Raw genomic sequence first — 23,435 nt, forward strand, 5'->3', positions numbered from 1 at the left:
AGGTCGCCTTGGTGGCATGCATGCACAAGCTGCTCATCATCCTCAACGCCATTGCCAGAACCAGGCAACCTTGGCGCGACGACTTTGCGGTGGCAGCTTGAGTTGGTCATACAAGATGGTTGCTGTTATTCATCCGGCCCTGGCGGCATCGCCAAAACTGAATTCATAATTATGGAGACCGATCTTGCAGCAAGCTGACGGCCGGAACAATCCGGCCGAGCCCTTGTGGTGCGCCGCCGGCCGCGGCTATCGGATCAGGGCGAGCAGTTCGGAAAACGCGGGGTGCTCCGCCGTGCGCAGCCATTCGAAGCCGACCATCTCGGTCGTCACGAGTTCAGCCCCCGCACCGGCCAGCCGGTCGAAGGCGGCGTCGCGGTTGCGCTCGGTGCGCGAACTGCAGGCATCGGTGACGACCCAGACTTCGAATTCATCCTCCAGCAGGTCGAGCGCAGTCTGCAGCAGGCAGACATGGGCTTCGCAGCCGGCAATCACGATGGAATTGCGCTCTTCGGCGGCCGCAGCAGGCTTCTGCAGGTGCTTGGGCAGGCTGCGGGCATTGCCCTGCGGCGCCTTCGCCGGCACGCGCAGCCATTCGCCAAGGCCCTCCTCCACGCCGCTGAAATGCATCTTCGACAGGGTGCGCTGGCACAGCGCGCGGATGTCGGGCACGTTTTCGCCGAGCTTGGAGGGGTTGTGCTCGGTGCCCCACACCGGCACCTGGAACAGCTGGGCCATCCTGCCGAGCCGCACCGCGTTCTGCGCGACCGCTTCGCCCTCGAAGATCGACGGCATCAGCCGCGCCTGGAAGTCGACCAGGACGAGTTGGGAAAGCGAGGCGTCGAGCAGCATGAACCGGTTCTTTCATTCAGATGGAATTGATGGGGCCAGACCGTACCACCGAAAGGGCACGTATCTCTCTAGACTCCGGTCGGATGCGGATCTTCTTTTCGGCCCGGCGCCATTTGCCGATTCTGGCCCTTGGCGCGGCGCTCGTGGCGACCGGATGCGGCGGCCTGCGCACCGCCAAGGCGCCGCTGGAGCGCACGCTCGAGAAGAGCAGCTGCACGCCGAACGCCGACACGCTGATCGTGATGCTGCCCGGCGCGTACTCGCACCCGGACGAATTCGAGCGCGAAGGCTTCATCGAGGCCCTGAACGAAAACAGGCTCGCGGTGGACGTGGTGCGGGTCGACGCGCACCTTGGCTACTACAACGGCAAGACCATCCTCGACCGCCTGCAGCGGGACGTGATCGCGCCGGCGCGCAGCCAGGGCTACAAGGCCATCTGGATCGTCGGCATTTCGGTCGGCGGCTTCGGCGGGCTGCTCTACGCGCAGACCCATCCCGGCGAACTCGCGGGCATCGTCGCCATTGCGCCCTATCTCGGAGAACGCACGCTGGGCACCGACATTGCCAATGCCGGCGGCCTTGCCCGCTGGACCGGGCCGCTGGGCGATCCGCCGGGCAGCGACCCGCGAACGCCGAACGAGACCCAGCTGTGGCAGTGGCTGCGCGGCTATGTCGGCGCCACCGCCACCTTCGGGCCGCGGCCGCCGCTCTACCTGGGCTATGGCACCGACGACCGCTTTGCCTTCAGCCATCGGCTGCTGGCGGCCGCGCTGCCCGCGGGCCGCGTCTTCACGACCGAAGGCGGCCACGACTGGCCCGAGTGGACGCGGCTCTGGCGCCGCATGCTGCCGACTTTGCCGCTGCCGGGCTGCCCCGGCTGAGGGCTGGAGGCGGGCCTCAGTTCGGCCGCAGGCGCAGCAGCTTGCCGTCGGATTCGTCAGTCAGCACGTAGAGCAGGCCGTCCGGCCCCTGCTTCACATCGCGAATGCGGGCCCGGTCGTCGGCCAGCAGTTTGTGCTCGGCCACCACCTTGCCGTCCTTCAGCTCGATGCGGTCGAGATAGCCGAACTTGAGCGAACCCACGAACAGGTTGCCCTTCCATGCCGCACCGTAGCGGTCGCTGGTAAGAAAAGCCATGCCCGAGGGCGCGATCGACGGCACCCAGTAGTGCAACGGCTGTTCCATGCCATCCCTCGCCGTGATGCCCTCGCCGATCTTTCCGCCGCCATAGTTCTCGCCGTAGGTGATCACCGGCCAGCCGTAGTTGCGGCCGGCCTGCGGGATGTTGATCTCGTCGCCGCCCTGCGGACCGTGCTCGGTCATCCAGAAGCGGCCATCGGGCGCGAGCGCTGCGCCCTGTCCGTTGCGGTGGCCATAGCTCCAGATCTCGGGCAGCGCGCCCGCCCGGCCGACGAAGGGGTTGTCCCCGGGCGCCGATCCGTCCTTGGCGATGCGCACCACCTTGCCAAGGTGGTTGTCGAGCTTCTGCGCATCTTCCTTGCGGCTGAACCGCTCGCCCAGCGTGAGAAACAGCGTGCCGTCGCGCGCCTCGACGATGCGGCAGCCGAAATGGTGGCGGCTGGCCACCTTGGGCTGCTGGCTGAAGATGATTTTCAGGTTCTCGAGCCGCGTGCCGTCGGCCGAAAGCTGGGTGCTGGCCAGCGCCGTGCCGTTGCCCGCACCGCCGCCGCCTGCAGGTTCCGAGAAGCAGAAATACAGCGTGCGGTTCTTGTCGAAGCCCGAATCGGCCACCACGTCGAGCAAGCCGCCCTGCCCGCCGGCCGCGATGGCCGGCAGGCCGGCAATGGGCGCGCCGATCTTGCCGTCCGCAGCGATCAGCCGCAACCGGCCGGCCCGCTCCGTGACCACGAAACGGCCGCCCGGCAAGAAGGCCACGCCCCACGGATTCTCGAGGCCGGTTGAAATGGTTTCCGGGCGTATCTGCGCCGTGGCGGCACCCCCGACGGCCAGAACCGCCGCCAGGGCCGCCCTTCCCAGGAGGCGCCCAACTTCCTGAATTCGCAGGTTCATGTCTTTTCCGGGTAGTTGGTGCGATCTTGACGTGAAATGGAGTGCGAATCCAGGCTGTTCGCCCCTCCAATGCGAGTACAAAAGTTCGCCTTCAGCCAATCGCTTATGGTTCATAAAGATCGGCCGTTACATTTTTTCTTTGATCGGATCAAAAAAAATCAAACAAATCAAAGACTTGAAGATACATTCACCAATTCGGATGAGGTTGACATAACTGCGCGTCATCAATATCCTACGCGCCATGCGTTTTTTCGTCCTACCCGCGTCTCTCCTGTTTGCCGTCGCCGTCCAGGCCGCCCCCCAACAGGACCGAACCGACGACGAACTGGCCCGGTTGCTGGCCGACAAGGGCATCATCGGACAACTCAGGCAGGTCCGCCAAACCGTCGCTGAACGAACCTCCGATCTGGTGGTTACCGCCATCGGCTTCCTCGGCGTGCCCTATCGCCGCGGCGGCAACTCGGCCGAATCCGGCTTTGATTGCAGCGGCTTCGTTCGCGCGATGTACAACCAGACGCTCGGCCATGTGCTGCCGCGCCGCGCCGAGGAGCAGGCAGCCGCCACCGAGAAGATCGATCCCAGCCAGCTCAAGCCGGGCGACCTGGTCTTCTTCAACACCATGCGCCGTGCCTTCAGCCATGTCGGCATCTATGTCGGCGAAGGCAAGTTCATCCACTCGCCGCGCACGGGCGCCCAGGTGCGTGTGGAAGACATGAACGGCAGCTACTGGAGCCGCCGCTTCGACGGCGCGCGCCGCGTGCTCGGCGGCGCCCAGAACGACGAGATCAAGGCCGCGGCAACTGCGGCAACCCACACCGGCAACTGAGCCTTTCCCCGGATCTTCGCGTCCTCCATCAGGACGAAAAAAATCCCGCCGCGGCGGGATTTTTTGTGGCCGGCCGAAACCCCGGTCAGGCCGCCTTCTTGGCCGGCGGCAGATCGGTACAGGTCCCGTGCGCCACCTCGGCCGCCATGCCGATGCTCTCGCCCAGCGTCGGATGCGGATGGATGGTCTTGCCGATGTCGATCTCGTCGGCGCCCATCTCGATGGCCAGCGCAATCTCCCCGATCATGTCGCCGGCATGCGTGCCGACGATGCCGCCGCCCAGGATGCGATGCGTCTGGGCGTCGAACAGCAGCTTGGTGAAGCCCTCGTCGCGGCCGTTGGCGATGGCGCGGCCCGAAGCGGTCCACGGGAAATGGCCCTTCTTGATCTTGATGCCTTCGGCCTTGGCCTGGTCCTCGGTGAGCCCGACCCACGCCACCTCGGGGTCGGTATAGGCCACGCTCGGGATCACGCGGGCGTTGAACGCGGCGCTCGACAGCTCCTTGTCGCCCTTCTGCTCGCCGGCTATCACCTCGGCCGCCACATGCGCCTCGTGCACCGCCTTGTGCGCCAGCATCGGCTGGCCGACGATGTCGCCGATGGCGAAGATGTGCGGCACGTTGGTGCGCATCTGGATGTCGACCGGAATGAAGCCGCGGTCGCTCACCGCGACGCCGGCCTTCTCCGCGCCGATCTTCTTGCCGTTCGGGCTGCGGCCCACCGCCTGCAGCACCAGGTCATAGACCTGCGGCTCCTTGGGTGCCTGCTCGCCCTCGAAGCTCACCTTGATGCCCTCCTTCGTGGCCTCGGCGCCCACCGTCTTGGTCTTGAGCATGATGTTGTCGAAGCGCGGCGCATTCATCTTCTGCCAGACCTTCACGAGGTCGCGGTCTGCGCCCTGCATCAGGCCGTCGAGCATCTCGACCACGTCCAGCCGCGCGCCCAGCGTGGAATACACCGTGCCCATTTCGAGGCCGATGATGCCGCCGCCCAGGATCAGCATACGCTTGGGGTCGGTGCCCATCTCGAGCGCGCCGGTGGAATCGACCACGCGCGGGTCCTTCGGCATGAAGGGCAGGCTCACGGCCTGCGAACCGGCCGCGATGATCGCGTTGCGGAACTTGACGGTCTGCTTCTTGCCGGTAGTGTCCCAACTGGTGCCCGAGGTTTCTTCCACCTCGAGGTGATACGGGTCGATGAAGTTGCCGACGCCGCGCAGCACCGTCACCTTGCGCATCTTGGCCATGGCCGTGAGGCCGCCGGTGAGCTTGCCCACCACCTTGTTCTTGTGGCCGAGCAGCTTGGCGCGATCGACCGTGGGCGCGGCAAAGCTCACGCCGAGGTCGGCGAAGTGCTTCACTTCGTCCATGACCGAGGCCACGTGCAGCAGCGCCTTCGAAGGAATGCAGCCGACGTTCAGGCACACGCCGCCGAGCGTGGCGTAGCGTTCGATCAGCACCACCTTGAGGCCCAGGTCGGCCGCGCGGAACGCAGCCGAGTAACCGCCGGGGCCGGCGCCGAGCACGATCACGTCGCATTCGACATCGACCTTGCCGCCATAGCTCGACACCGCCACGGCCGCCGAAGCGGGAGCCGGCGCGGGTGCCGCCTTGGGTGCAGGAGCCGCGGCTACGGGCGCCGGTACGGCCGCTGCGGGCGCGGACGCGGCAGCACCGTCGACTTCCAGCGTCAGCACGACCGAGCCTTCGCTGACCTTGTCGCCCACCTTGACGGCCAGCGCCTTCACCACGCCGGCCGCCGACGACGGAATTTCCATCGAGGCCTTGTCCGATTCGACCGTGATCAGCGACTGCTCGGCCTTGACCGTGTCGCCGACGTTGACCAGCACCTCGATCACCGCGACTTCGTCGAAGTCGCCGATGTCGGGCACCTTGATTTGTTGTTCGCTCATTTGGACACTTTCAGTTTGAGTGTGAGAACGTCGACCGGTGGGGCCGAATTGCGATCGAATTCGCAGGCGGCGGCGATGCCCGCCTCCGCCACGTCGCGCGATGTGCGCGACTTGATGTCATAGGCCGCGTGCATGGCGCCGAGCGCAAAGCTGCGTCCCGAGCCGATGCTCCAGAACTGCTTGAACTCGAACACCTCGCGGTAGCTGTAGATGCCGTAGATGCCGCTCTGGTTGGCCATCAGCATCGTGAACTGGCTCGACTCGTAGGGCTCGTGCTCGTCTTCCTTGGTCTGCATGAAGAACGAGTCCTTCAGCACCGGATGCAGCAGCGTGAAGGTGCGGAAGATCTCGTGCTTGCTGCCGAACAGCAGCGCCTCGCGCGGCTGCGCGGCCAGCGCATGCTGCAGCACCAGGAAGTGCGCAGCGGCGCCGGCCACGGCGAACAGGCTCTGCCCCGCCGCATCCTCGACGGTGAAGATCTTCTGGTTTGCCTCGGCGCGGTGCGAAAGCCGCGTGTCGCCGAAGGTCACCAGTGAATCCGCCGCCATCGTGACCTGGCCGCCCTTGCGGACGGCCACTACGGTGGTCATAGCAGGATTCGGCGATAGTCCGCGAGCACCTGGCCCAGGTAGGCGTTGAAGCGCGCAGCCAGGGCACCATCGATCACGCGGTGGTCGTACGACAGCGACAGCGGCAGCGTCAGGCGCGGCACGAACTGCTTGCCGTCCCACACCGGTTTCATCTGCCCCTTGGAGAGGCCGAGGATGGCCACTTCGGGGGCATTGATGATGGGCGTGAAGTGCGTGCCGCCGATGCCGCCGAGCGAGCTGATCGAGAAGCAGCCGCCCTGCATGTCGGCCGAGCCGAGCTTGCCGTCGCGCGCCTTCTTGGCGAGTTCGCCCATTTCCTGGCTGATCTGCAGGATGCCCTTCTTGTCGGCATCCTTGAGCACCGGCACCACGAGCCCGTTGGGCGTATCGGCCGCAAAGCCGATATGGAAGTACTGCTTGTAGACCAGCTGGTCGCCGTCGAGGCTGGCGTTGAAGTCGGGGAATTTCTTCAGCGCCGCCACCACGGCCTTGATCACGAAGGCCAGCATCGTGACCTTGATGCCCGACTTCTCGTTCTCCTTGTTGGTGGAGACGCGGAAGGCCTCGAGCTCCGTGATGTCGGCTTCGTCGTTGTTGGTGACGTGCGGGATCATCACCCAGTTGCGATGCAGGTTGGCGCCGCTGAGCTTCTTGATGCGCGAGAGGTCCTTGCGCTCGACCGCGCCGAACTTCGTGAAGTCGACCTTGGGCCAGGGAATGAGGCCCAGCGCGGCGCCATCCGCGCCGCCGCCACCGGCCGGCGCCTTGGCCGCCGAGGCCTTGGTGCTGGCCTGGCCGCTCATCACGGCCTTGGTGAAGCTCTGGACGTCTTCCTGCGTGATGCGGCCCTTGGGGCCGGAGCCCTTGACCTCCTCGAGCGGCACGCCGAGTTCGCGTGCGAACTTGCGCACCGAGGGGGAGGCATGCGGCAGGTTGCCGCTGGGCGCGACCGTCGGCTCATGCGGCGCGGCTGCGGCAGCCGGGCTTGCAGCGGGTGCCGGCGATGCAGCGGCCGGCGCGGGTGCGCTGGCGGTTGCTGCGGCAGGCGTGGCAGCGGCAGCCTGGGCAGGCGCGGGTGCCGCGGCACCTGCCGAGCCTTCCAATATCGCGATCAGGTCGCCGACGTTGACCGTGTCGCCCACCTTGACCTTGAGCTCCTTGAGCACGCCGGCCGACGACGACGGAATCTCCATCGAGGCCTTGTCCGATTCCACCGTGATCAGCGACTGGTCGGCCGCGATGGTGTCGCCGGGCTTCACCAGCAGCTCGATGACTGCGACGTCCTTGAAGTCGCCGATGTCGGGCACCTTGACTTCGACCGGACCCGATGCTGCCGGCGCGGCAGCCGGTGCAGGCGCCGCGGCTGCCGGAGCGGCCGCCGCCGGGGCAGCAGGCGCAGGCGCGGGAGCCGGCGCGGCGCCCGCTCCCTCGGCCTCGAGCACGAGCACCACCGAGCCCTCCTTCACCTTGCTGCCGACCTCGACCTTCAGCTCCTTGACCACACCGGCAGTCGACGACGGGATCTCCATCGACGCCTTGTCCGATTCCACGGTGATGAGCGATTGCTCGGCCTTGACCGTGTCGCCCACCTTCACGAGCACCTCGATCACCGCGACTTCATCGAAATCGCCGATGTCCGGCACCTTGACTTCCACTGCTGCCATATTGTTCGTCTCCCGCCGTGAGGCGCCGTTCGTTCGTTGGTTGTTGCTTGTTGATGTTCAGGCGTAAAGCGGGTTGACCTTGTCGACATTGATGCCGTACTTCTTGATCGCCTCGACCACCTTGGCCACTGGCACCGTGCCATCTTCGCTCAATGCCTTGAGCGCAGCCACCACGATGTAGTGGCGGTTGATTTCGAAGTGCTCGCGCAGCTTGTTGCGGAAATCGCTGCGGCCAAAGCCGTCGGTGCCCAGCACCTTGTAGTTGCGGCCCTTCGGGATGAAGGGGCGGATCTGTTCCGCGTAGGCCTTCATGTAGTCGGTCGATGCCACCACCGGGCCGGCCGTGGGCGCGAGCTGCTCGGCCACGAAGGGCACGCGCGGCGCCTGGTCCGGGTGCAGAAGATTCCAGCGGTCGGCGTCCTGGCCGTCGCGTGTCAGCTCGTTGAAGCTCGGGCAACTCCACACCGAGGCCGAAACGCCCCAGTCCTTTTCGAGCAGCTCCTGCGCGGCGAAGCTTTCGCGCAGGATCGTGCCGCTGCCCAGCAGCTGCACGGTGGGCGACTTGGCCTTGAGCGCCGGGCCCTGCCTGGACAGGTACATGCCCTTGATGATCTGCTCCTCGGTGCCTGGCTGCAGGCCGGGCATCGCGTAGTTCTCGTTGAGCAGCGTGAGGTAGTAGTAGACGTTGTCCTGCTTCTCGACCATGCGCTTGAGGCCATGGTGCAGGATCACGCCCACCTCGTGCGCGAAGGTCGGGTCGTAGCTCACGCAGTTCGGAATGGTGTTGGCCAGGATATGGCTGTGGCCGTCTTCATGCTGCAGGCCTTCGCCGTTGAGCGTGGTGCGCCCCGAGGTGCCGCCCAGCAGGAAGCCGCGCGCCTGCATGTCGCCGGCCGCCCATGCCAGGTCGCCGATGCGCTGGAAGCCGAACATCGAGTAGTACACGTAGAACGGCACCATGATGCGGTTGTTCGTGCTGTACGAGGTGGCCGCCGCGATCCAGCTCGACATGCCGCCGGCCTCGTTGATGCCTTCCTGCAGGATCTGGCCGGCCTTGTCTTCCTTGTAGTACATGACCTGGTCCTTGTCGACCGGGGTGTACTGCTGGCCAGCGGGGTTGTAGATGCCGATCTGGCGGAACAGGCCTTCCATGCCGAAGGTGCGCGCCTCGTCCACCAGGATGGGCACCACGCGCGGGCCCAGCGCCTTGTCGCGCAGGAGTTGGGTCAGGAAGCGCACGTAGGCCTGCGTGGTCGAGATCTCGCGGCCCTCGGCCGTGGGCTCCATCACCGACTTGAAGGTGTCCAGCGAGGGCACCGTGAAGCTCTCGTCGGCCTTGGTGCGGCGGTGCGGCAGGTAGCCGCCCAGCGCCTTGCGGCGCTCGTGCAGGTACTTCATTTCCGGCGTGTCGTCGGCCGGCTTGTAGAACGGCAGGTCGGCGATCTTGCTGTCCGGGATCGGGATGTTGAAGCGGTCGCGGAAGGCCATGATGTCCTCGTCGCTGAGCTTCTTGGTCTGGTGGACGTTGTTCTTGCCCTCGCCGATCTTGCCCATGCCGAAGCCCTTGACCGTCTTGATCAGGAGCACCGTGGGCTGGCCCTTGTGCTTCACGGCCGCGTCGAAGGCCGCGTAGACCTTCTGCGAGTCGTGGCCGCCGCGGCGCAGCTGCCAGATGTCGTCGTCGCTCATCTTGGACACCATCTCGAGCGTGCGCGGATCGCGGCCGAAGAAATGCTTGCGGACGTAGGCGCCATCGTTGGCCTTGAAGGCCTGGTAGTCGCCGTCGTTGGTCTCCATCATGATCTTGCGCAGCGCGCCTTCCTTGTCGCGCGCGATCAGCGGGTCCCAGTTGCTGCCCCAGATCAGCTTGATGACGTTCCAGCCCGAACCGCGGAACTCGCCTTCGAGTTCCTGGATGATCTTGCCGTTGCCGCGCACCGGACCGTCCAGGCGCTGCAGGTTGCAGTTGATGACGAAGATCAGGTTGTCGAGGCCTTCGCGCGCGGCCAGGCCGATGGCACCCAGCGATTCGACTTCGTCCATCTCGCCGTCGCCGCAGAACACCCAGACCTTGCGGTTCTCGGTGTTGGCGATGCCGCGGGCATGCAGGTACTTGAGGAAGCGCGCCTGGTAGATGGCCATGAGCGGGCCGAGGCCCATCGAGACGGTCGGGAACTGCCAGAACTCGGGCATCAGCTTCGGATGCGGGTAGCTGGAGAGGCCCTTGCCGTCGACTTCCTGGCGGAAGTTGAGCAGCTGCTCTTCGCTCAGGCGGCCTTCGAGGTAGGCGCGGGCATAGATGCCGGGCGAGACGTGGCCCTGGATGTAGAGGCAGTCGCCGCCGTGGTTTTCGCTCTCGGCGTGCCAGAAGTGGTTGAAGCCGGCACCGAACATGTTGGCCAGCGAGGCGAAGGAGCCGATGTGGCCGCCCAGGTCGCCGCCTTCGGCCGGATGGTGGCGGTTGGCCTTGACCACCATCGCCATGGCGTTCCAGCGCATGTAGGCGCGCAGGCGCTCCTCGATCTCGAGGTTGCCGGGGCAGCGCTCTTCCTGGTCGGGCTCGATGGTGTTGACGTAGGCCGTATTGGCGGAGAACGGCTTGTCGATGCTGTGCTGCCGTGCATGTTCGAGCAGTTGCTCGAGAAGGAAGTGGGCCCGTTCAGGTCCCTCGCTTTGAATCACGGAGGACAGTGCATCCATCCATTCACGGGTTTCCTGGGCGTCCGCGTCGTTCGCGGCCGAGCCGAACAGGTTCTCGGGATTTGCCGACATGCTTGTCTCTCCTTTAGGGCTGTGGCTGTAATTTAGTGCGCTCTTCGATCACCGCGCGGGAGTTTCTCATAGAAATACTTCTATTTCAAATCGTGCATGCGAATTTCTTATTGTGATATTTTGGAAACAAAGTCGCCCGCGCCGGAATCAATGGCACTGCGGCCCTCTCTCCTTGGCACAAGGGTCATCACCTAAACTCGCAGCATGCCTTTTTCCTCTCCGCTGGCGGTTGCCCGCAGCGCCGTGAATGCGTCTCCGCTCTCGTGGTGGCGCCGCTGGTGGCGCCAGCAAACGCCGGTGCTGCAAGACGCGGTCGCCATGCTGGCGCCGATCGCGGCGGTGCTGCTGTTCCTGGCGGCCATCGTTTCGGCGTTCTGGTATTTGCGCACCGAGGAAGTCGAGCGCGAGCAGGAATCCGTGCGGCGGGACGTCGAATACGCGCAGCAGCGCATGCGCCTGCGCCTGCTCGAGCGCCAGGAACAGCTGATGCGCATCGCGCGCGACGCCTCCAATCGCGAGATCGACCCGATCGAATTCGCGAGCCGCGCAGAATCGCTGGTGAGCCAGTTCCCCGAGCTGCAGACCGTCACCTGGATCGACGACCGGCGCCGCTTCAAGGCCGGCTATTCGGCGCCGAGCGTGCATCCCGCGCAACAGCACCTGATCGGCGACGTGCTGCGCCCGGGGGACGTGGAAAGCAACTACGCCCTGGCCCGCGAGCTGCGCCAGCCGGTTTTCTCCCAGCCGGTGGCGGGCGGCGATCCCGCGGCGATGCTGCAGTTGCATATTCCTCTCTTCGACCAGGGCCTGTTCGCGGGCGTGGTGCTCGGCGAATTTTCGGTCGATGGCCTGCTGCGCTACGGCATGCCGTCGGAAGTGCAGGCGCGCTACGCGGTCTCGCTGCTCGACGCCAAGGGCGACGTGCTTGCGGGCAATACGGTCAACCTGAGGGAAAGCGGCAGGCGGCTCCTCCCCTGGCCCGAAAGAACCAACGAGTACGAGGTGCCGGTTTCGCCCGTCGGCAATGCGCTGGTGCTGCGCGCCCAGGCCTACCGCACTTCACAGGGCGTGGTCGGCAACGGCCTGTTCTGGCTGGTCTGCGCACTCAGCGTGCTGACCAGCTGGATGCTGATCGGCACCTGGCGCCACACCCGGCGGCGCCAGCAGGCCCAGCAGCGGCTGGTCGCCGAAACCAACTTCCGCCGTGCGATGGAAAACTCCATGCTCACCGGCATGCGCGTGCTCGACCTGCAGGGCCGCATCACCTACGTGAATGCCGCCTTCTGCGCGATGACGGGCTGGAGCGAGGCCGAACTGGTGGGCCAGTCGCCGCCCTTCCCCTACTGGCTGGAGTCGGACCGCGAAGTGATGAACGAGCGGCTCGAGGAAGAGCTGCACGGTCGCGCCCTGCCCGGCGGCTTCCAGGTGCGCGTGAAGCGCAAGAACGGCAGCGTTTTCAACGCCCGGCTCTATGTATCGCCGCTGATCGACGCGCGCGGCCACCAGACCGGCTGGATGACCTCGATGACCGACATCACCGAGCCCACGCGCATCCGCGAGCAGCTGTCGGCCTCTTATGAGCGCTTCACCACGGTGCTGGAGGCGCTCGACGCTGCCGTGTCGGTTGCGCCCATCGGCAGCGAGGAGCTGCTGTTCGCCAACAAGCTGTACCGCCTCTGGTTCGGCTCCGACACCGTGGGCCACCTGGGCATGGTGGCGCAGGCCGGCGTGCCCGCCTCCAATGCGCATGACGAGGGCCTGGACGACGTCGACCCCTACGCCGGCCTGCCGATCGACACCCTGACCGCCGCCCAGACGGCCAACAACGAGATCTTCGTGCCGCACCTGGGCAAGTGGCTCGAGGTGCGTTCGCGCTACCTGACGTGGGTCGACGGCCGGCTGGCCCAGCTGGTGATCGCCACCGACATCACGCCGCGGCGCGACGCCGAAGAGCAGGCCGCGGCGCAGGCCGACCGCGCGCAGGCCGCGAGCCGCCTGATCACGATGGGCGAGATGGCGTCCAGCGTGGCGCACGAACTCAACCAGCCGCTCACGGCCATCACCAACTACTGCAACGGAATGATGTCGCGCCTCAAGGGGCAGGCCATCGACACCGAGGCGCTGCTCGCGGCGCTGGAGAAAACCTCCAAGCAGGCACAGCGCGCGGGGCAGATCATCCAGCGCATCCGCTCGTTCGTGAAGCGCAGCGAGCCCAACCGCACCGCCGCCGACGTGTCCACCATGGTCAGCGAAGCGGTCGAGCTCGCGGGCATCGAGCTGCGGCGGCGCAACGTGCGGCTCAACCACTACGTGGCCGCGCGGCTGCCGGTGGTGCAGGTGGACCCGATCCTGATCGAGCAGGTGATGGTCAACCTGCTGAAGAACGCGGCCGAGTCCATCGACATTGCCGAGCGTCCGCTCGCGCGCCGCAGCGTCGAGCTGCGCGTGCTGCCCAAGGTGATCGAGGGCCACAACGCCATCGAGTTCTCGGTGCAGGACACCGGCAAGGGCCTGGCGCCCGAGGTGATGGACCGCCTGTACGAAGCCTTCTTCTCCACCAAGCCGGAAGGCATGGGCATCGGGCTGAATCTGTGCCGCACCATCGTCGAGTCCCATCGGGGCAGGATGCAGGCGGAGAACATCTACAATGGTCCGGATGTGATCGGATGCCGTTTTTCCTTCTGGATTCCGGTGTTGGACGCTCCCAGTTCCGTAGCAAGCGACGAGGCAAAGGTACCTGCATGAGTTTGATTCCGAAGAAGGGCACTGTCTATGTCGTCGACGACGACGAAGCCGTGCGAGATTCGCTGCAATGGCTGCTCGAAGGCAAGGACTACAGGGTTCGCTGCTTCGACTCGGCCGAGTCCTTCCTCTCCCGATACGACCCGCGCGAAGTCGCCTGTCTGATCGTCGACATCCGCATGGCCGGCATGACCGGCCTCGAACTGCAGGACCGGCTGATCGAACGGCGTTCCCCGCTGCCCATCGTGGTGATCACCGGCCACGGCGACGTGCCGATGGCAGTCGACAGCATGAAGAAGGGCGCCATGGATTTCATCCAGAAGCCCTTCAACGACGAAGAGCTCGTCACGCTGGTCGAGCGCATGCTCGAGCACGCGCGCGGCGCCTTCACCCAGCACCAGCAGTCGGCCAGCCGCGACGCGCTGCTGTCCAAGCTCACCGGCCGCGAGGCCCAGGTGCTCGAGCGCATCGTCGCCGGCCGCCTGAACAAGCAGATTGCCGACGACCTGGGCATCAGCATCAAGACGGTCGAGGCGCACCGCGCCAACATCATGGAAAAGCTCAACGCCAACACCGTGGCCGATCTGCTCAAGATCGCGCTCGGGCAGGCGGCGCCGGCCGCCAAAGCCTAGAAGCTATCCCCCCGATAGCAATGAATGACTCTCACGCCTGCGCAAGCGGGCGTTTTTACTTGGAAAATCGAAACCGATGACCGCCCAACTGATCGATGGCAACGCCCTCGCCAAAACCATTCGCGCCGAGGTTGCCGGCCGCACCGCCGCACTGAAGGCCAAGGGCGTGGACCCGGCCCTTTCCATCATCCTCGTGGGCAGCGACCCGGCCAGCCAGGTCTACACGAAGCACAAGGTCAACGACAGCACCGAAACCGGCCTCGCGGCCACCCTCGAAACCTATCCTGCCGACATGAGCGAGGCCGCGCTGCTGGACCGCATCCGCGCCCTCAACGACGACCCCAAGGTGCACGGCATCCTGGTTCAGCTGCCGCTGCCAAAGCACATGGACAGCCAGAAGGTCATCGAGGCGATCTCGCCCGCCAAGGACGTGGACGGCTTCCACGTGGCCAGCGCCGGCGCGCTCATGACCGGCGCGCCGGGCTTCTGGCCCTGCACGCCCTACGGCTGCATGAAGATGCTCGAATCCATCGGCTACGACCTGCGCGGCAAGCATGCGGTGGTCATCGGCCGCAGCAACATCGTCGGCAAGCCGATGGCCATGATGCTGCTGGCCAGGAACGCCACCGTGACCATCTGCCACAGCGCGACGCAAGACCTGGGCGCCCTCACGCGCCAGGCCGACGTGATCGTGGCCGCGGTGGGCAAGCGCAACATCCTGACGGCCGGCATGGTGAAGCCCGGCGCGGTCGTGATCGACGTGGGCATGAACCGCAAGGAAGACGGCAAGCTCGCCGGCGACGTCGACTTCGACGGCGTCAAGGAAGTGGCCGGCTGGATCACCCCCGTGCCGGGCGGCGTCGGCCCCATGACGCGCGCCATGCTGCTCGTCAACACCCTTGAAGCCGCGGAACGCGCCGCCAAGTGATTTCCATGGCCACAAAGAACAACCCCCTCCTCGACTTCACCGATCTTCCGCTGTTCGACCGCATCGAGCCCGAACACGTTGCGCCCGCGGTCGACATCCTGCTGGCCGAAGCCGAGGCAGCGCTGCAGACCGTGACGGCCGCCGACTTTCCCGCCGACTGGAATGCGATCTCCAAGGTGCTCGACGTGGCGTCCGAACGCTTCAGCCGCGCCTGGGGCGCCGTGGGGCATCTCAACGCCGTGGCCGACACGCCGGAACTGCGCGCCGCCTACAACGAGGCCATGCCGCGCGTGACCGCCTTCTGGACCCGCCTGGGTTCCGACGAGCGCCTCTATGCCAAGTACAAGGCCATCGACGTGGCCACCCTCAACCCCGAGCAGCGCCAGGCGCACAAGAATGCCGTGCGCAACTTCGTGCTGGGCGGCGCGGAACTGCAGGGCGAGGCGAAGAAGCGCTTTGCCGACATCCAGGAACGCCAGGCCGAACTGAGCCAGAAGTTCAGCGAGAACGCGCTCGATGCCACCGACGCCTTCTCGTACTACGCGGCGCTGGGCGAGCTCGAGGGCGTGCCCGAAGACGTGGTGAGCGCGGCCCGCGCAGCAGCCGAAGCCGAGGGCAAGCAGGGCTACAAGCTCACGCTCAAGATGCCCTGCTACCTGCCCGTGATGCAGTTCGCCAGGAGCAGCGCGCTGCGCGAAACGCTCTACCGGGCCTACGTCACCCGCGCCAGCGAGCTTGGCGATCCGGCCTTCGACAACACGGCGCTGATCAACGAGATCCTCGCGCTGCGGGAGGAAGAAGCCAAACTGCTCGGCTACAGGAATTTCGGCGAACTCTCGGTCGTGCCCAAGATGGCCGAGTCGCCCGAGCAGGTGGTCAAGTTCCTACGCGATCTCGCGGCCAAGGCCAAGCCGTACGGCGAACGCGACCTGGCCGACCTGCGCGCCTTCGCTGCGGACCAATTGGGCATCACCGATCCGCAGGCGTGGGACTGGAGTTACATCGGCGAAAAACTCAAGGAGGCGCGCTACGCCTTCAGTGAGCAGGAGGTCAAGCAGTATTTCCCGGCGCCCAAGGTGATGGCCGGACTGTTCAAGATCGTCGAGACGCTGTTTGAGGTTTCGATTCGCCGCGACAGCGCGCCCACATGGCACCCCAGCGTCGAGGTCTACCGCATCGAGCGCGCCGGGCAGAAGGTCGGCCAGTTCTACCTCGACCCTTCCGCCCGCGCCGCCAAGCGCGGCGGTGCGTGGATGGACGACGTGCGCGCGCGCTGGCTGCGCCCTGACGACGGCATGCTGCAAACGCCCGTCGCCCAGCTCGTGTGCAACTTCGCGAGCGGCGTCGACGGCAAGCCGCCGCTGCTCACGCACGACGACGTGACCACCCTGTTCCACGAATTCGGCCATGGCCTGCACCACATGCTCACGCAGGTGAACGAGCGCGACGTGTCGGGCATCAGCGGCGTCGAGTGGGACGCGGTCGAGCTGCCGAGCCAGTTCATGGAAAACTTCTGCTGGGAATGGGACGTGCTCAGGCACATGACGGCCCACGTCGACACCGGCGAGCCGTTGCCGCGCGCGCTGTTCGACAAGATGACCGCCGCCAAGAACTTCCAGAGCGGCCTGCAGACGCTGCGCCAGATCGAGTTCTCGCTGTTCGACATGCTGCTGCATACCGAATACCAGGCCGCCGCCGCGCAGCCGGGCGGCGTGCTCGCGCTGCTGGGCAAGGTGCGCACCGAGGTGGCCGTGATGCCCTCGCCTCCTTTCAGCCGCACGCCGAACACCTTCAGCCATATCTTCTCGGGCGGCTACGCGGCCGGCTACTACAGCTACAAGTGGGCCGAGGTGCTGAGCGCCGATGCCTATGCCGCCTTCGAGGAAACCGTGGGCACCGACGGCCAGCCGAACATCGAAACCGGCCGCAGGTACCGCCAGGCCATCCTCGAAGCCGGCGGCAGCCGCAGCGCCATGGATTCGTTCAAGGCCTTCCGCGGCCGCGAGCCACAGCTTGATGCGCTGCTGCGACACCAGGGCATGGCACAGACCCGGCCCGCTTGATGCGCGCCTGAAGCTTGCGATACTCGGGCGATGCATTCGATCCACCAGAAATCCTCCTTGCATCGCCTGTCCGGCTTCGCCCTGCTGCTGATCGCCGCAGGGGCAATGGCCCAGCCGATCTACCGCAACGTCGACAAGAACGGCAAGGTCACCTTCTCGGACCGCGCGCCCACCGCAAGCACGGAACCGGCCGCGGCCCCGCAGGCCGGCATCACGCCTCCCGCCAATGCCGGGCTGCCCTACGAATTGCGGCAAGTGGCGCAGCGCTATCCCGTGACGCTCTACAGCAGCGAGGAATGCGCGCCCTGTGGCACCGCCCGTTCGCTGCTCGTCACGCGCGGCATTCCGTTCGAGGAGCGCACCGTCAAGAGCAGCCAGGATGTGGAGGCATTGCAGCGCTTGAGCAACCAGGCCTCGCTGCCGCTGCTGACGATCGGCTCGCAGCAACTCAAGGGCTACTCGGACGCCGAATGGTCGCGTTACCTCGACGCCGCGGGCTATCCGAAGAGCAACAGCCTGCCCGCGGGCTACCGCAATCCGCCGGCGCGGCCGCTGGTCGCGCTGCAGCCGGCGCCCGGCGCATCCGAGCCCGCGCCCGTTGCGCAGCCAGCGCCACAACCGCCCACGCCCGCCCCGAGCGGTCCGAGCCCGAGCAATCCGGCAGGCATCAAGTTCTGAACCGGCCGGCCGCCGGCCAGAAGAGCACGCGGTCTTCCTTCTTCAGTCGAACTGCATCGTCTGCACGCCCGAGGGCGTACCCAGCAGGCACACGTCGGCCTTCTGATGCGCAAACACGCCGACCGTGACCACGCCGGGCCACTGGCTCACTTCGGATTCGAAGGCGAGCGGATCGCTGATCCGCAGTCCCGTCACGTCGACGATGTGCTGGCCGTTGTCGGTCACGAGCGGCAATCCGTCCTTCTCGCGCACCTGTGCGATGCCGCCCATGGCCTCGAACTGCCGCATCACCCGGCGCGCTGCCATCGGAATCACCTCCACCGGCAGCGGAAAGGCGCCGAGCGTGTCTACCAGCTTGGAAGCATCGGCAATGCAGACGAAGCGCCGCGACTGCGCCGCCACGATCTTTTCGCGCGTGAGCGCCGCACCGCCGCCCTTCACCATGAAGCCGTGGTGGTCGATCTCGTCGGCACCGTCGATGTAGACGCCGAGTTCGTCGACCTCGTTGCTGTCGAACACCGGAATGCCCAGGGCACGCAGGCGCTCGGTCGAGGCCACAGAGCTGGACACCGCCCCCTTGATCTGGTCCTTGATGGTGGCCAGCGCGTCGATGAACTTGTTCACGGTGGAACCCGTGCCCACGCCGACGATTTCACCCTTGGCCACGTAGGCCAGCGCGGCGCGGCCGACCTGGGCCTTGAGTTCGTCCTGGGAGATGGCGCCCGCGCCGTTCGCGGCGCCGGAGGCGGAAGAAGGGGAAACGGGTGCAGTCATCGCGGAGAATCCTTGGCTCATTGAAGTCGAGAATTATCCGATGCCCCTGCTCCCCTCTTCGCTCTACGGCCTGGCCCGGCCCTTTCTGTTCGGCTTCGACCCGGAGCATGCCCACGAACTCACGCTCGACGGGCTGGCCCGCACGCAGAACACGCCGCTGGCCTGCGCCTACGCCGCGCCGCGCGTCGATGATCCGGTCACGCTGGCGGGGCTGGAATTTCCCAACCGCGTGGGCCTGGCCGCCGGTCTCGACAAGAACGCCCGCTGCATCGACGCCTTTGCCGCCATGGGCTTCGGCTTCGTCGAAGTCGGCACGGTCACGCCCAAGGCGCAGCCGGGCAACCCCAAGCCGCGCATGTTCCGCCTGCCCCAGCGCGACGCGCTCATCAATCGGCTCGGGTTCAACAACGAAGGGCTCGACGCCTTTCTTGCCAACGTGCAGAAGGCGCGCTTCCGCAGGAGCGGCGGCGGCAAGAAGCCGATGCTGCTCGGGCTCAACATCGGCAAGAACGCCGCCACGCCCATCGAAAAGGCCGTGGACGACTACCTGGCCTGCCTGGACGGCGTGTACCCGCATGCCGACTACGTGACCATCAACATCTCGAGTCCCAACACCGCCAACCTGCGGACGCTGCAGAGCGACGAGGCGCTCGACGCCCTGCTGGGCGCCATCGCGGAACGCCGCCATGCCCTGGCCGAGCGCAGCCGTCGGCGCGTGCCGCTGTTCGTGAAGATCGCTCCCGATCTGGACGAGAGCCAGGTCGCCGTGATCGCCGCCACGCTGCAGCGCCACGGCATGGACGGCGTGATCGCCACCAACACCACGCTGGCGCGAGACGCGGTCGCCGGCCTGCCGCATGCCGACGAAGCGGGCGGGCTCTCGGGCGCTCCCGTGCGCGAGGCGAGCAACCGTGTGGTCTTGCAGCTGCGCGCGGCGCTGGGGCCGGGTTTTCCGATCATCGGGGTGGGGGGCATCCTGAGCGCGGCCGATGCCAGGGCCAAGATTGCCGCGGGCGCGGACGTGGTGCAGATCTACACAGGCCTCATCTACCGCGGCCCGGCGCTGGTCCGCGAGGCGGCGCAGGCCTTGCTGCAAAGCCGCAGCGCCGCCTGAGCCTTCGCTCTTTCTCTTTTCTTCTCAGCGCATGCGCCAGAGCACTGGCGCAATGAACGCGGCCCAGCGCAGCAGCCGCTTGGGCCGGAGCACCGCCACGGCCACCGCGGCGGCAACGCCGGTGGCCACGGGGTGCTCCCGCGCAATGCGCAAGGCCGCAGCTGCCGCCGATTCGTCGACCGGCGGTGCCTCGGAAGAAGCACCCGTTGCAGCGGCGGGCCGTGCCGGTCCTGCCCCCTGCATCGTGGCAATGCGTTCGCGCTGGCGCTCCATGCGGGCGAGCAGTTCCTCGCGCGTGGCGGGCCGCCGGGGACGCGGCGCTTCTTCGTCCTGGTCGGGATCCTTGCCGAGGCCGAAGCTGTCCTGCACCCAGGCCCAGTCGCGTTCGAATTCGCGGCGCGCCGGAATGAAGCTGTTCGAGGCATTGCGAAGGGTCAGGAACAGCCCCAGCGCCGCGCCCAGCCAGAGCAGGACCCACACGCCGGCCACCGACCACGCAGCCGCGATGCGGTGCGGTGTTTCCCAGAAATGCACCACCACCGCCATCGAGAGCAACGCCACCGCCACCGTGGTGAGCCCGAGCACGGCCACCACCAGCACGAGCATCAGCTTGAGACGCTGCTTCTCGTCCTCCCACGCCATGCGCAGGAGCTGCACGCGGTCTTCGGCCGCCAGCGCGCCTTCGGCCGCAGCGATCCGCAGCCGCCGCAAACGGGCATCGAGCCCGAACAGGGACAGCAATCTCATGCGCCGACTCCGGCTCGGCGAGGGACGGCGCGGCAACGGCTTGCGTTCAGGTCAGCGGCGGCCAAGCAGCAGGCCCACCAGCACGCCGACGGCCAGCGCAGCGCCGGCGATCTGCCACGGTTCGTCGTGGGCGTAGGCGTTGGCAGAGTTGGCCGCTTCGCGGGCCTTCTTGGCAGCCAGCTTGCTCTTTTCCGCGGCAAGCTCGCGCGCAATGGCGAGCTTGGTGTCGATGCGCTGGCGCAGCGCCTTGATGTGGGGAACCGAATCCAGGTCCTTGCTGGCCAGCACGCCGCGCACGTCGCTTGCGATGTCTTCGGCTGCCGCTTCGATATTGTTGGATGCACTCATTGGAATCTTTCCTCCGTGATGGCACCGGCACCGCGCCGGCGGCTTCACGCCAGCAAATGGCGTGGTGTCATGTTACAGGCACAAAAGCCTCTCGGGCACAGCTGTTGTGCAGACTTCTGCACGCGATGGGCCCTGATGTGCCTTCGCCGTCAGCCCGCCGCGAGCAGTCGCTCCACGTAGCGCCCGATGGCCAGGCTGCTTGTGAGCCCGGGCGACTCGATGCCAAAGAGATTGACCAGGCCCCGCACGCCGTGCGATTCGGGTCCGTCGATCATGAAGTCGCGCGCCGGCTCGTCGGGGCCCGAGATCTTGGGCCGCATGCCCGCGTAGCCGGGAATCAGCGCCCCGTCGGGCAGGGCGGGCCAGTACTTGCGCACCTCGGCGTAGAAGCCATCGCCGCGCGCCGGGTCCACCACCAGATCGTCGGCCGATTGCACCCATTGCACGTCGGGGCCGAACTTGGCTTGCCCGCCCAGGTCGATCGTCAGGTGCACACCCAGTCCGCCGGGTTCGGGCACCGGATAGACGAGGCGGCTGAAAGGCGCGCGGCCCGACAGCGTGAAATAGCTGCCCTTGGCAAAGTAGGCGGTGGGCACGGCCGCGGACGGCAAGCCTTCGAAGCGGCGGGCCAGTTCGGGCGCAAGCAGCCCGGCCGCATTGACCACGGTGTTGCAGCGCAGCGCCGTTCCGTCTTCCGCTACCAGGACGATAGCGTCCTGACCGCATTCCGCGCGTGCGATGGGCGATTTCAGCGCCAGCATGCCGCCCGCGTTCTCCACATCGCCGAGCAGGCTCAGCATCAAGGCATGGCTGTCGACGATGCCGGTACTCGGCGAATGCAATGCCGCCACGCAATGGAGCTGCGGCTCCATTTCCATGGCCTGCTGCGCGGTCAGCAACACGAGGTCGCCGACGCCGTTGGCGGCCGCCTTGGCACGGATCACTTCGAGCTGCGCCACCTGCTCGGCCGAAGTCGCGACGATCAGCTTGCCGCAGCGCCGGTAGGGCACGCCGCGCTCTGCCGCATAGGCATACAGCGCCTCCTTGCCCTCGACGCAAAGCCTGGCTTTGAGCGAGCCCTGCGGGTAGTAGATGCCCGCATGAATCACCTCGCTGTTGCGCGAACTGGTGCCGGTGCCAATGGCACCTTCGGCTTCCAGCACCACCACCTCCCGGCCCGCGAGCGCCAAGGCGCGCGCCACCGCCAGTCCCACCACACCGCCGCCGATGACGGCGCAATCGAGTTCATCCATCGTGCGAGCTTATCGCGGCTCGCGGGCGGATTTCATCAGGACGTGGTGGGGGGCGGCTCGGGATCGGTCGGCTCGTCCGGCGGCGTGCTCGGCCCTTCGTCGGGCTCCACGGGCAGATCCGGTGTGATCGGAGGCGGAAGATCGGGATGGGTGGCCATGGCGGATGCTCTCCTTTGTCCTGGTTCTATGCGGTTGCTTCAGGAATGCAGCCGGCGCGCGGCGGCAGTTGGCGTCAGCACGAGCCGACAGTGCGTCCGCGCAAACAAAAAAGCGACCTGGACAGCCAGGTCGCTTTTTATTTGGAATTGGTGGGCGGTGGAGGCTTCGAACCTCCGACCCCAGCAGTGTGAATGCTGTGCTCTACCCCTGAGCTAACCGCCCGTGACGCCGCGAGTGCAGTGCCGTGGAATTAATCGCGTTGCGCGAAGCCTTCGATTATGCCACAGGATTTCAGCTGTTTTGCCGAAACAGCGTGCGCCCGTTGCTGGATTTGTCGAGCTGCGACAACACGGCCTCGTGCGCTGCGAGCTCCTGCTCTGCGGCCATGATCACCGGCAGGTCGAACTGGCTCAGGTCGATGGCCACCACCGTGGTGCCCTGCGCCGGCTCGTTCGAGGCCACGTCGATCAGCAGGGCATCCTGGCCGCGCGTGAGATTGATGTACACGTCGGCCAGCAGCTGCGCGTCGAGCTTGGCGCCGTGGAAGGTACGGTTGGAGCGGTCGACGCCGAAGCGGTCGCACAGCGCGTCGAGCGAATTGCGCTTGCCCGGGTAGACCTGCTTGGCCATGGCCAGCGTGTCGGTCACCTCCCCGACGAAGCTGCGCAGCGGCGGCAGGCCGGCCAGCTCGAGCTCCTTGTTGAGGAAGCCGACGTCGAAGGCCGCGTTGTGGATGATCAGCTCGGCGCCGCGCAGGTACTCGACGATGTCGTTGGCCAGCGTGGCGAACTTCGGCTTGTCGCGCAGGAAGTCGGTTGTCAGGCCGTGCACCTTGAGCGCGTCCTCATGGCTCTCGCGCTCGGGGTTGAAATAGATGTGCAGGTCGTTGCCGGTGAGCTTGCGGGCAAACAGCTCCACGCAGCCAAGCTCGATGATGCGGTCGCCGTTCTCGGCGGACAGGCCGGTGGTTTCAGTGTCGAGGACGATCTGGCGCGACATGCGGTGGCTCTTTCAATGGTTCTCTTTGGCGTGGTTGATCGAGTACTTGGGAATCTCGATCGTCACGTCTTCCTGCGCCAGGATCGCCTGGCAGCTCAGGCGCGATTGTGGCTCCAGGCCCCAGGCGCGGTCGAGCAGGTCTTCCTCGCCCTCCTCGGCCTCGTTCAGCGAATTGAAGCCCTGGCGCACGACCACGTGGCAGGTGGTGCAGGCGCAGCTCATCTCGCAGGCGTGCTCGATGTTGATGTGGTTGTCCAGCAGCGCCTCGCAGATCGAGGTGCCGGCCGGCGCCGTGATTTCTGCACCCTGCGGGCAGTACTCGGGATGCGGAAATATCTTGATGGTGGGCATGTG

21 protein-coding genes, 1 tRNA gene and 1 pseudogene are annotated in these 23,435 nt (G+C 66.4%); 9 read left to right on the forward strand and 14 right to left on the reverse strand.

All coding sequences use genetic code 11. From position 1 onward, the window contains the following. Positions 1-101 (forward strand): annotated as a pseudogene (locus tag IB278_RS34250) (IS110 family transposase); the annotation flags it as partial. A gap of 145 nt (positions 102-246) precedes the next feature. Here the strand turns inward: IB278_RS34250 and IB278_RS30220 are convergent. Continuing rightward, a complete protein-coding gene (locus IB278_RS30220) occupies positions 247-849 on the reverse strand; it encodes an isochorismatase family protein (RefSeq protein ID WP_145743399.1) in 603 nt (200 codons plus the stop codon). A gap of 83 nt (positions 850-932) precedes the next feature. On the opposite strand from IB278_RS30220, the gene IB278_RS30225 reads away from it, so the two are divergent. Continuing rightward, positions 933-1,730 (forward strand): alpha/beta hydrolase, encoded by a 798-nt coding sequence (locus IB278_RS30225; protein WP_192327622.1) that lies wholly within the window; start codon positions 933-935, stop codon positions 1,728-1,730. 16 nt (positions 1,731-1,746) lie between these two features. On the opposite strand, the gene IB278_RS30230 is transcribed toward IB278_RS30225, so the two are convergent. Beyond that, positions 1,747-2,880 (reverse strand): PQQ-dependent sugar dehydrogenase, encoded by a 1,134-nt coding sequence (locus IB278_RS30230; RefSeq protein WP_192327625.1) that lies wholly within the window; start codon positions 2,878-2,880, stop codon positions 1,747-1,749. A gap of 241 nt (positions 2,881-3,121) precedes the next feature. Here IB278_RS30230 and IB278_RS30235 point away from each other — a divergent pair, with 241 nt between their 5' ends. Beyond that, a complete protein-coding gene (locus IB278_RS30235) occupies positions 3,122-3,706 on the forward strand; it encodes a C40 family peptidase (protein WP_012747285.1) in 585 nt (194 codons plus the stop codon). An 85-nt stretch (positions 3,707-3,791) separates the two neighbouring features. On the opposite strand, the gene lpdA is transcribed toward IB278_RS30235, so the two are convergent. The 4 genes from lpdA to aceE are packed head-to-tail and all read right to left on the reverse strand — an operon-like array spanning position 3,792 to position 10,644. Next, positions 3,792-5,618, reverse strand: a complete 1,827-nt coding sequence (lpdA, locus tag IB278_RS30240) for a dihydrolipoyl dehydrogenase (protein ID WP_145743393.1) — start codon at positions 5,616-5,618, stop codon at positions 3,792-3,794. Further along, positions 5,615-6,208 (reverse strand): MFS transporter, encoded by a 594-nt coding sequence (locus IB278_RS30245; protein ID WP_124957650.1) that lies wholly within the window; start codon positions 6,206-6,208, stop codon positions 5,615-5,617. The genes lpdA and IB278_RS30245 overlap by 4 nt, the downstream gene beginning before the upstream one ends. Next, on the reverse strand, positions 6,205-7,872 hold the full coding sequence (gene aceF, locus IB278_RS30250; protein WP_145743391.1) for a dihydrolipoyllysine-residue acetyltransferase: 1,668 nt from the start codon (positions 7,870-7,872) through the stop codon (positions 6,205-6,207). The genes IB278_RS30245 and aceF overlap by 4 nt, the downstream gene beginning before the upstream one ends. A 57-nt stretch (positions 7,873-7,929) precedes the next feature. Further along, entirely contained in the window at positions 7,930-10,644 is a 2,715-nt protein-coding gene (gene aceE, locus IB278_RS30255) for a pyruvate dehydrogenase (acetyl-transferring), homodimeric type (RefSeq protein ID WP_145743389.1), read from the reverse strand. Positions 10,645-10,848: 204 nt separating this feature from the next. Between aceE and IB278_RS30260 the strand changes: the two genes are divergently transcribed. The 5 genes from IB278_RS30260 (at position 10,849) to IB278_RS30280 (ending at position 17,687) form a co-directional block, all read left to right on the forward strand. Next, positions 10,849-13,389: a PAS domain S-box protein gene (locus IB278_RS30260; RefSeq protein ID WP_145743387.1), complete on the forward strand. Its 2,541-nt coding sequence runs from the start codon at positions 10,849-10,851 to the stop codon at positions 13,387-13,389. Continuing rightward, a complete protein-coding gene (locus IB278_RS30265; protein ID WP_012747279.1) occupies positions 13,386-14,018 on the forward strand; it encodes a response regulator transcription factor in 633 nt (210 codons plus the stop codon). The genes IB278_RS30260 and IB278_RS30265 overlap by 4 nt, the downstream gene beginning before the upstream one ends. Positions 14,019-14,094: 76 nt before the next feature. Then, positions 14,095-14,946 (forward strand): bifunctional methylenetetrahydrofolate dehydrogenase/methenyltetrahydrofolate cyclohydrolase FolD, encoded by an 852-nt coding sequence (gene folD, locus IB278_RS30270; protein ID WP_145743384.1) that lies wholly within the window; start codon positions 14,095-14,097, stop codon positions 14,944-14,946. A gap of 5 nt (positions 14,947-14,951) precedes the next feature. Further along, positions 14,952-17,009, forward strand: a complete 2,058-nt coding sequence (locus IB278_RS30275) for a M3 family metallopeptidase (protein WP_192327628.1) — start codon at positions 14,952-14,954, stop codon at positions 17,007-17,009. 30 nt (positions 17,010-17,039) lie between these two features. Continuing rightward, positions 17,040-17,687: a glutaredoxin family protein gene (locus IB278_RS30280; protein WP_145743381.1), complete on the forward strand. Its 648-nt coding sequence runs from the start codon at positions 17,040-17,042 to the stop codon at positions 17,685-17,687. Positions 17,688-17,729: 42 nt separating this feature from the next. Here IB278_RS30280 and rpiA read toward each other — a convergent pair whose 3' ends face one another. Continuing rightward, on the reverse strand, positions 17,730-18,461 hold the full coding sequence (gene rpiA / locus IB278_RS30285; protein WP_145743379.1) for a ribose-5-phosphate isomerase RpiA: 732 nt from the start codon (positions 18,459-18,461) through the stop codon (positions 17,730-17,732). A 40-nt stretch (positions 18,462-18,501) separates the two neighbouring features. Between rpiA and IB278_RS30290 the strand changes: the two genes are divergently transcribed. Then, the gene (locus tag IB278_RS30290; RefSeq protein WP_145743377.1) at positions 18,502-19,575 is read left to right on the forward strand and encodes a quinone-dependent dihydroorotate dehydrogenase; all 1,074 of its coding nucleotides are present in this window, start codon (positions 18,502-18,504) and stop codon (positions 19,573-19,575) included. Between the two features lie 24 nt (positions 19,576-19,599). Here IB278_RS30290 and IB278_RS30295 read toward each other — a convergent pair whose 3' ends face one another. The 7 genes from IB278_RS30295 to fdx all read right to left on the reverse strand — a co-directional run bounded on the left by IB278_RS30295 (position 19,600) and on the right by fdx (position 23,432). Then, entirely contained in the window at positions 19,600-20,322 is a 723-nt protein-coding gene (locus IB278_RS30295) for a phage holin family protein (protein ID WP_192327631.1), read from the reverse strand. A 51-nt stretch (positions 20,323-20,373) separates the two neighbouring features. Next, a complete protein-coding gene (locus IB278_RS30300) occupies positions 20,374-20,670 on the reverse strand; it encodes a glycine zipper domain-containing protein (RefSeq protein WP_012747272.1) in 297 nt (98 codons plus the stop codon). A 149-nt stretch (positions 20,671-20,819) separates the two neighbouring features. Then, positions 20,820-21,923 carry an NAD(P)/FAD-dependent oxidoreductase gene (locus tag IB278_RS30305; RefSeq protein WP_145743372.1) on the reverse strand — a complete coding sequence of 368 codons (1,104 nt, stop codon included), beginning with the start codon at positions 21,921-21,923 and terminating at the stop codon, positions 20,820-20,822. Between the two features lie 35 nt (positions 21,924-21,958). Next, a complete protein-coding gene (locus tag IB278_RS30310) occupies positions 21,959-22,081 on the reverse strand; it encodes a hypothetical protein (RefSeq protein WP_012747270.1) in 123 nt (40 codons plus the stop codon). A 148-nt stretch (positions 22,082-22,229) separates the two neighbouring features. After that, positions 22,230-22,304, reverse strand: a tRNA-Val gene (locus IB278_RS30315). Positions 22,305-22,373: 69 nt separating this feature from the next. Next, a complete protein-coding gene (dnaQ, locus tag IB278_RS30320; protein WP_012747267.1) occupies positions 22,374-23,081 on the reverse strand; it encodes a DNA polymerase III subunit epsilon in 708 nt (235 codons plus the stop codon). Positions 23,082-23,093: 12 nt separating this feature from the next. Then, on the reverse strand, positions 23,094-23,432 hold the full coding sequence (gene fdx / locus IB278_RS30325) for an ISC system 2Fe-2S type ferredoxin (RefSeq protein ID WP_124957638.1): 339 nt from the start codon (positions 23,430-23,432) through the stop codon (positions 23,094-23,096). Positions 23,433-23,435: the final 3 nt, after the last annotated feature.

The sequence above is a fragment of the Variovorax sp. VRV01 genome (genome assembly GCF_014852545.1).
GTDB classification, from domain to species: Bacteria; Pseudomonadota; Gammaproteobacteria; order Burkholderiales; family Burkholderiaceae_C; genus Variovorax; species Variovorax beijingensis_A.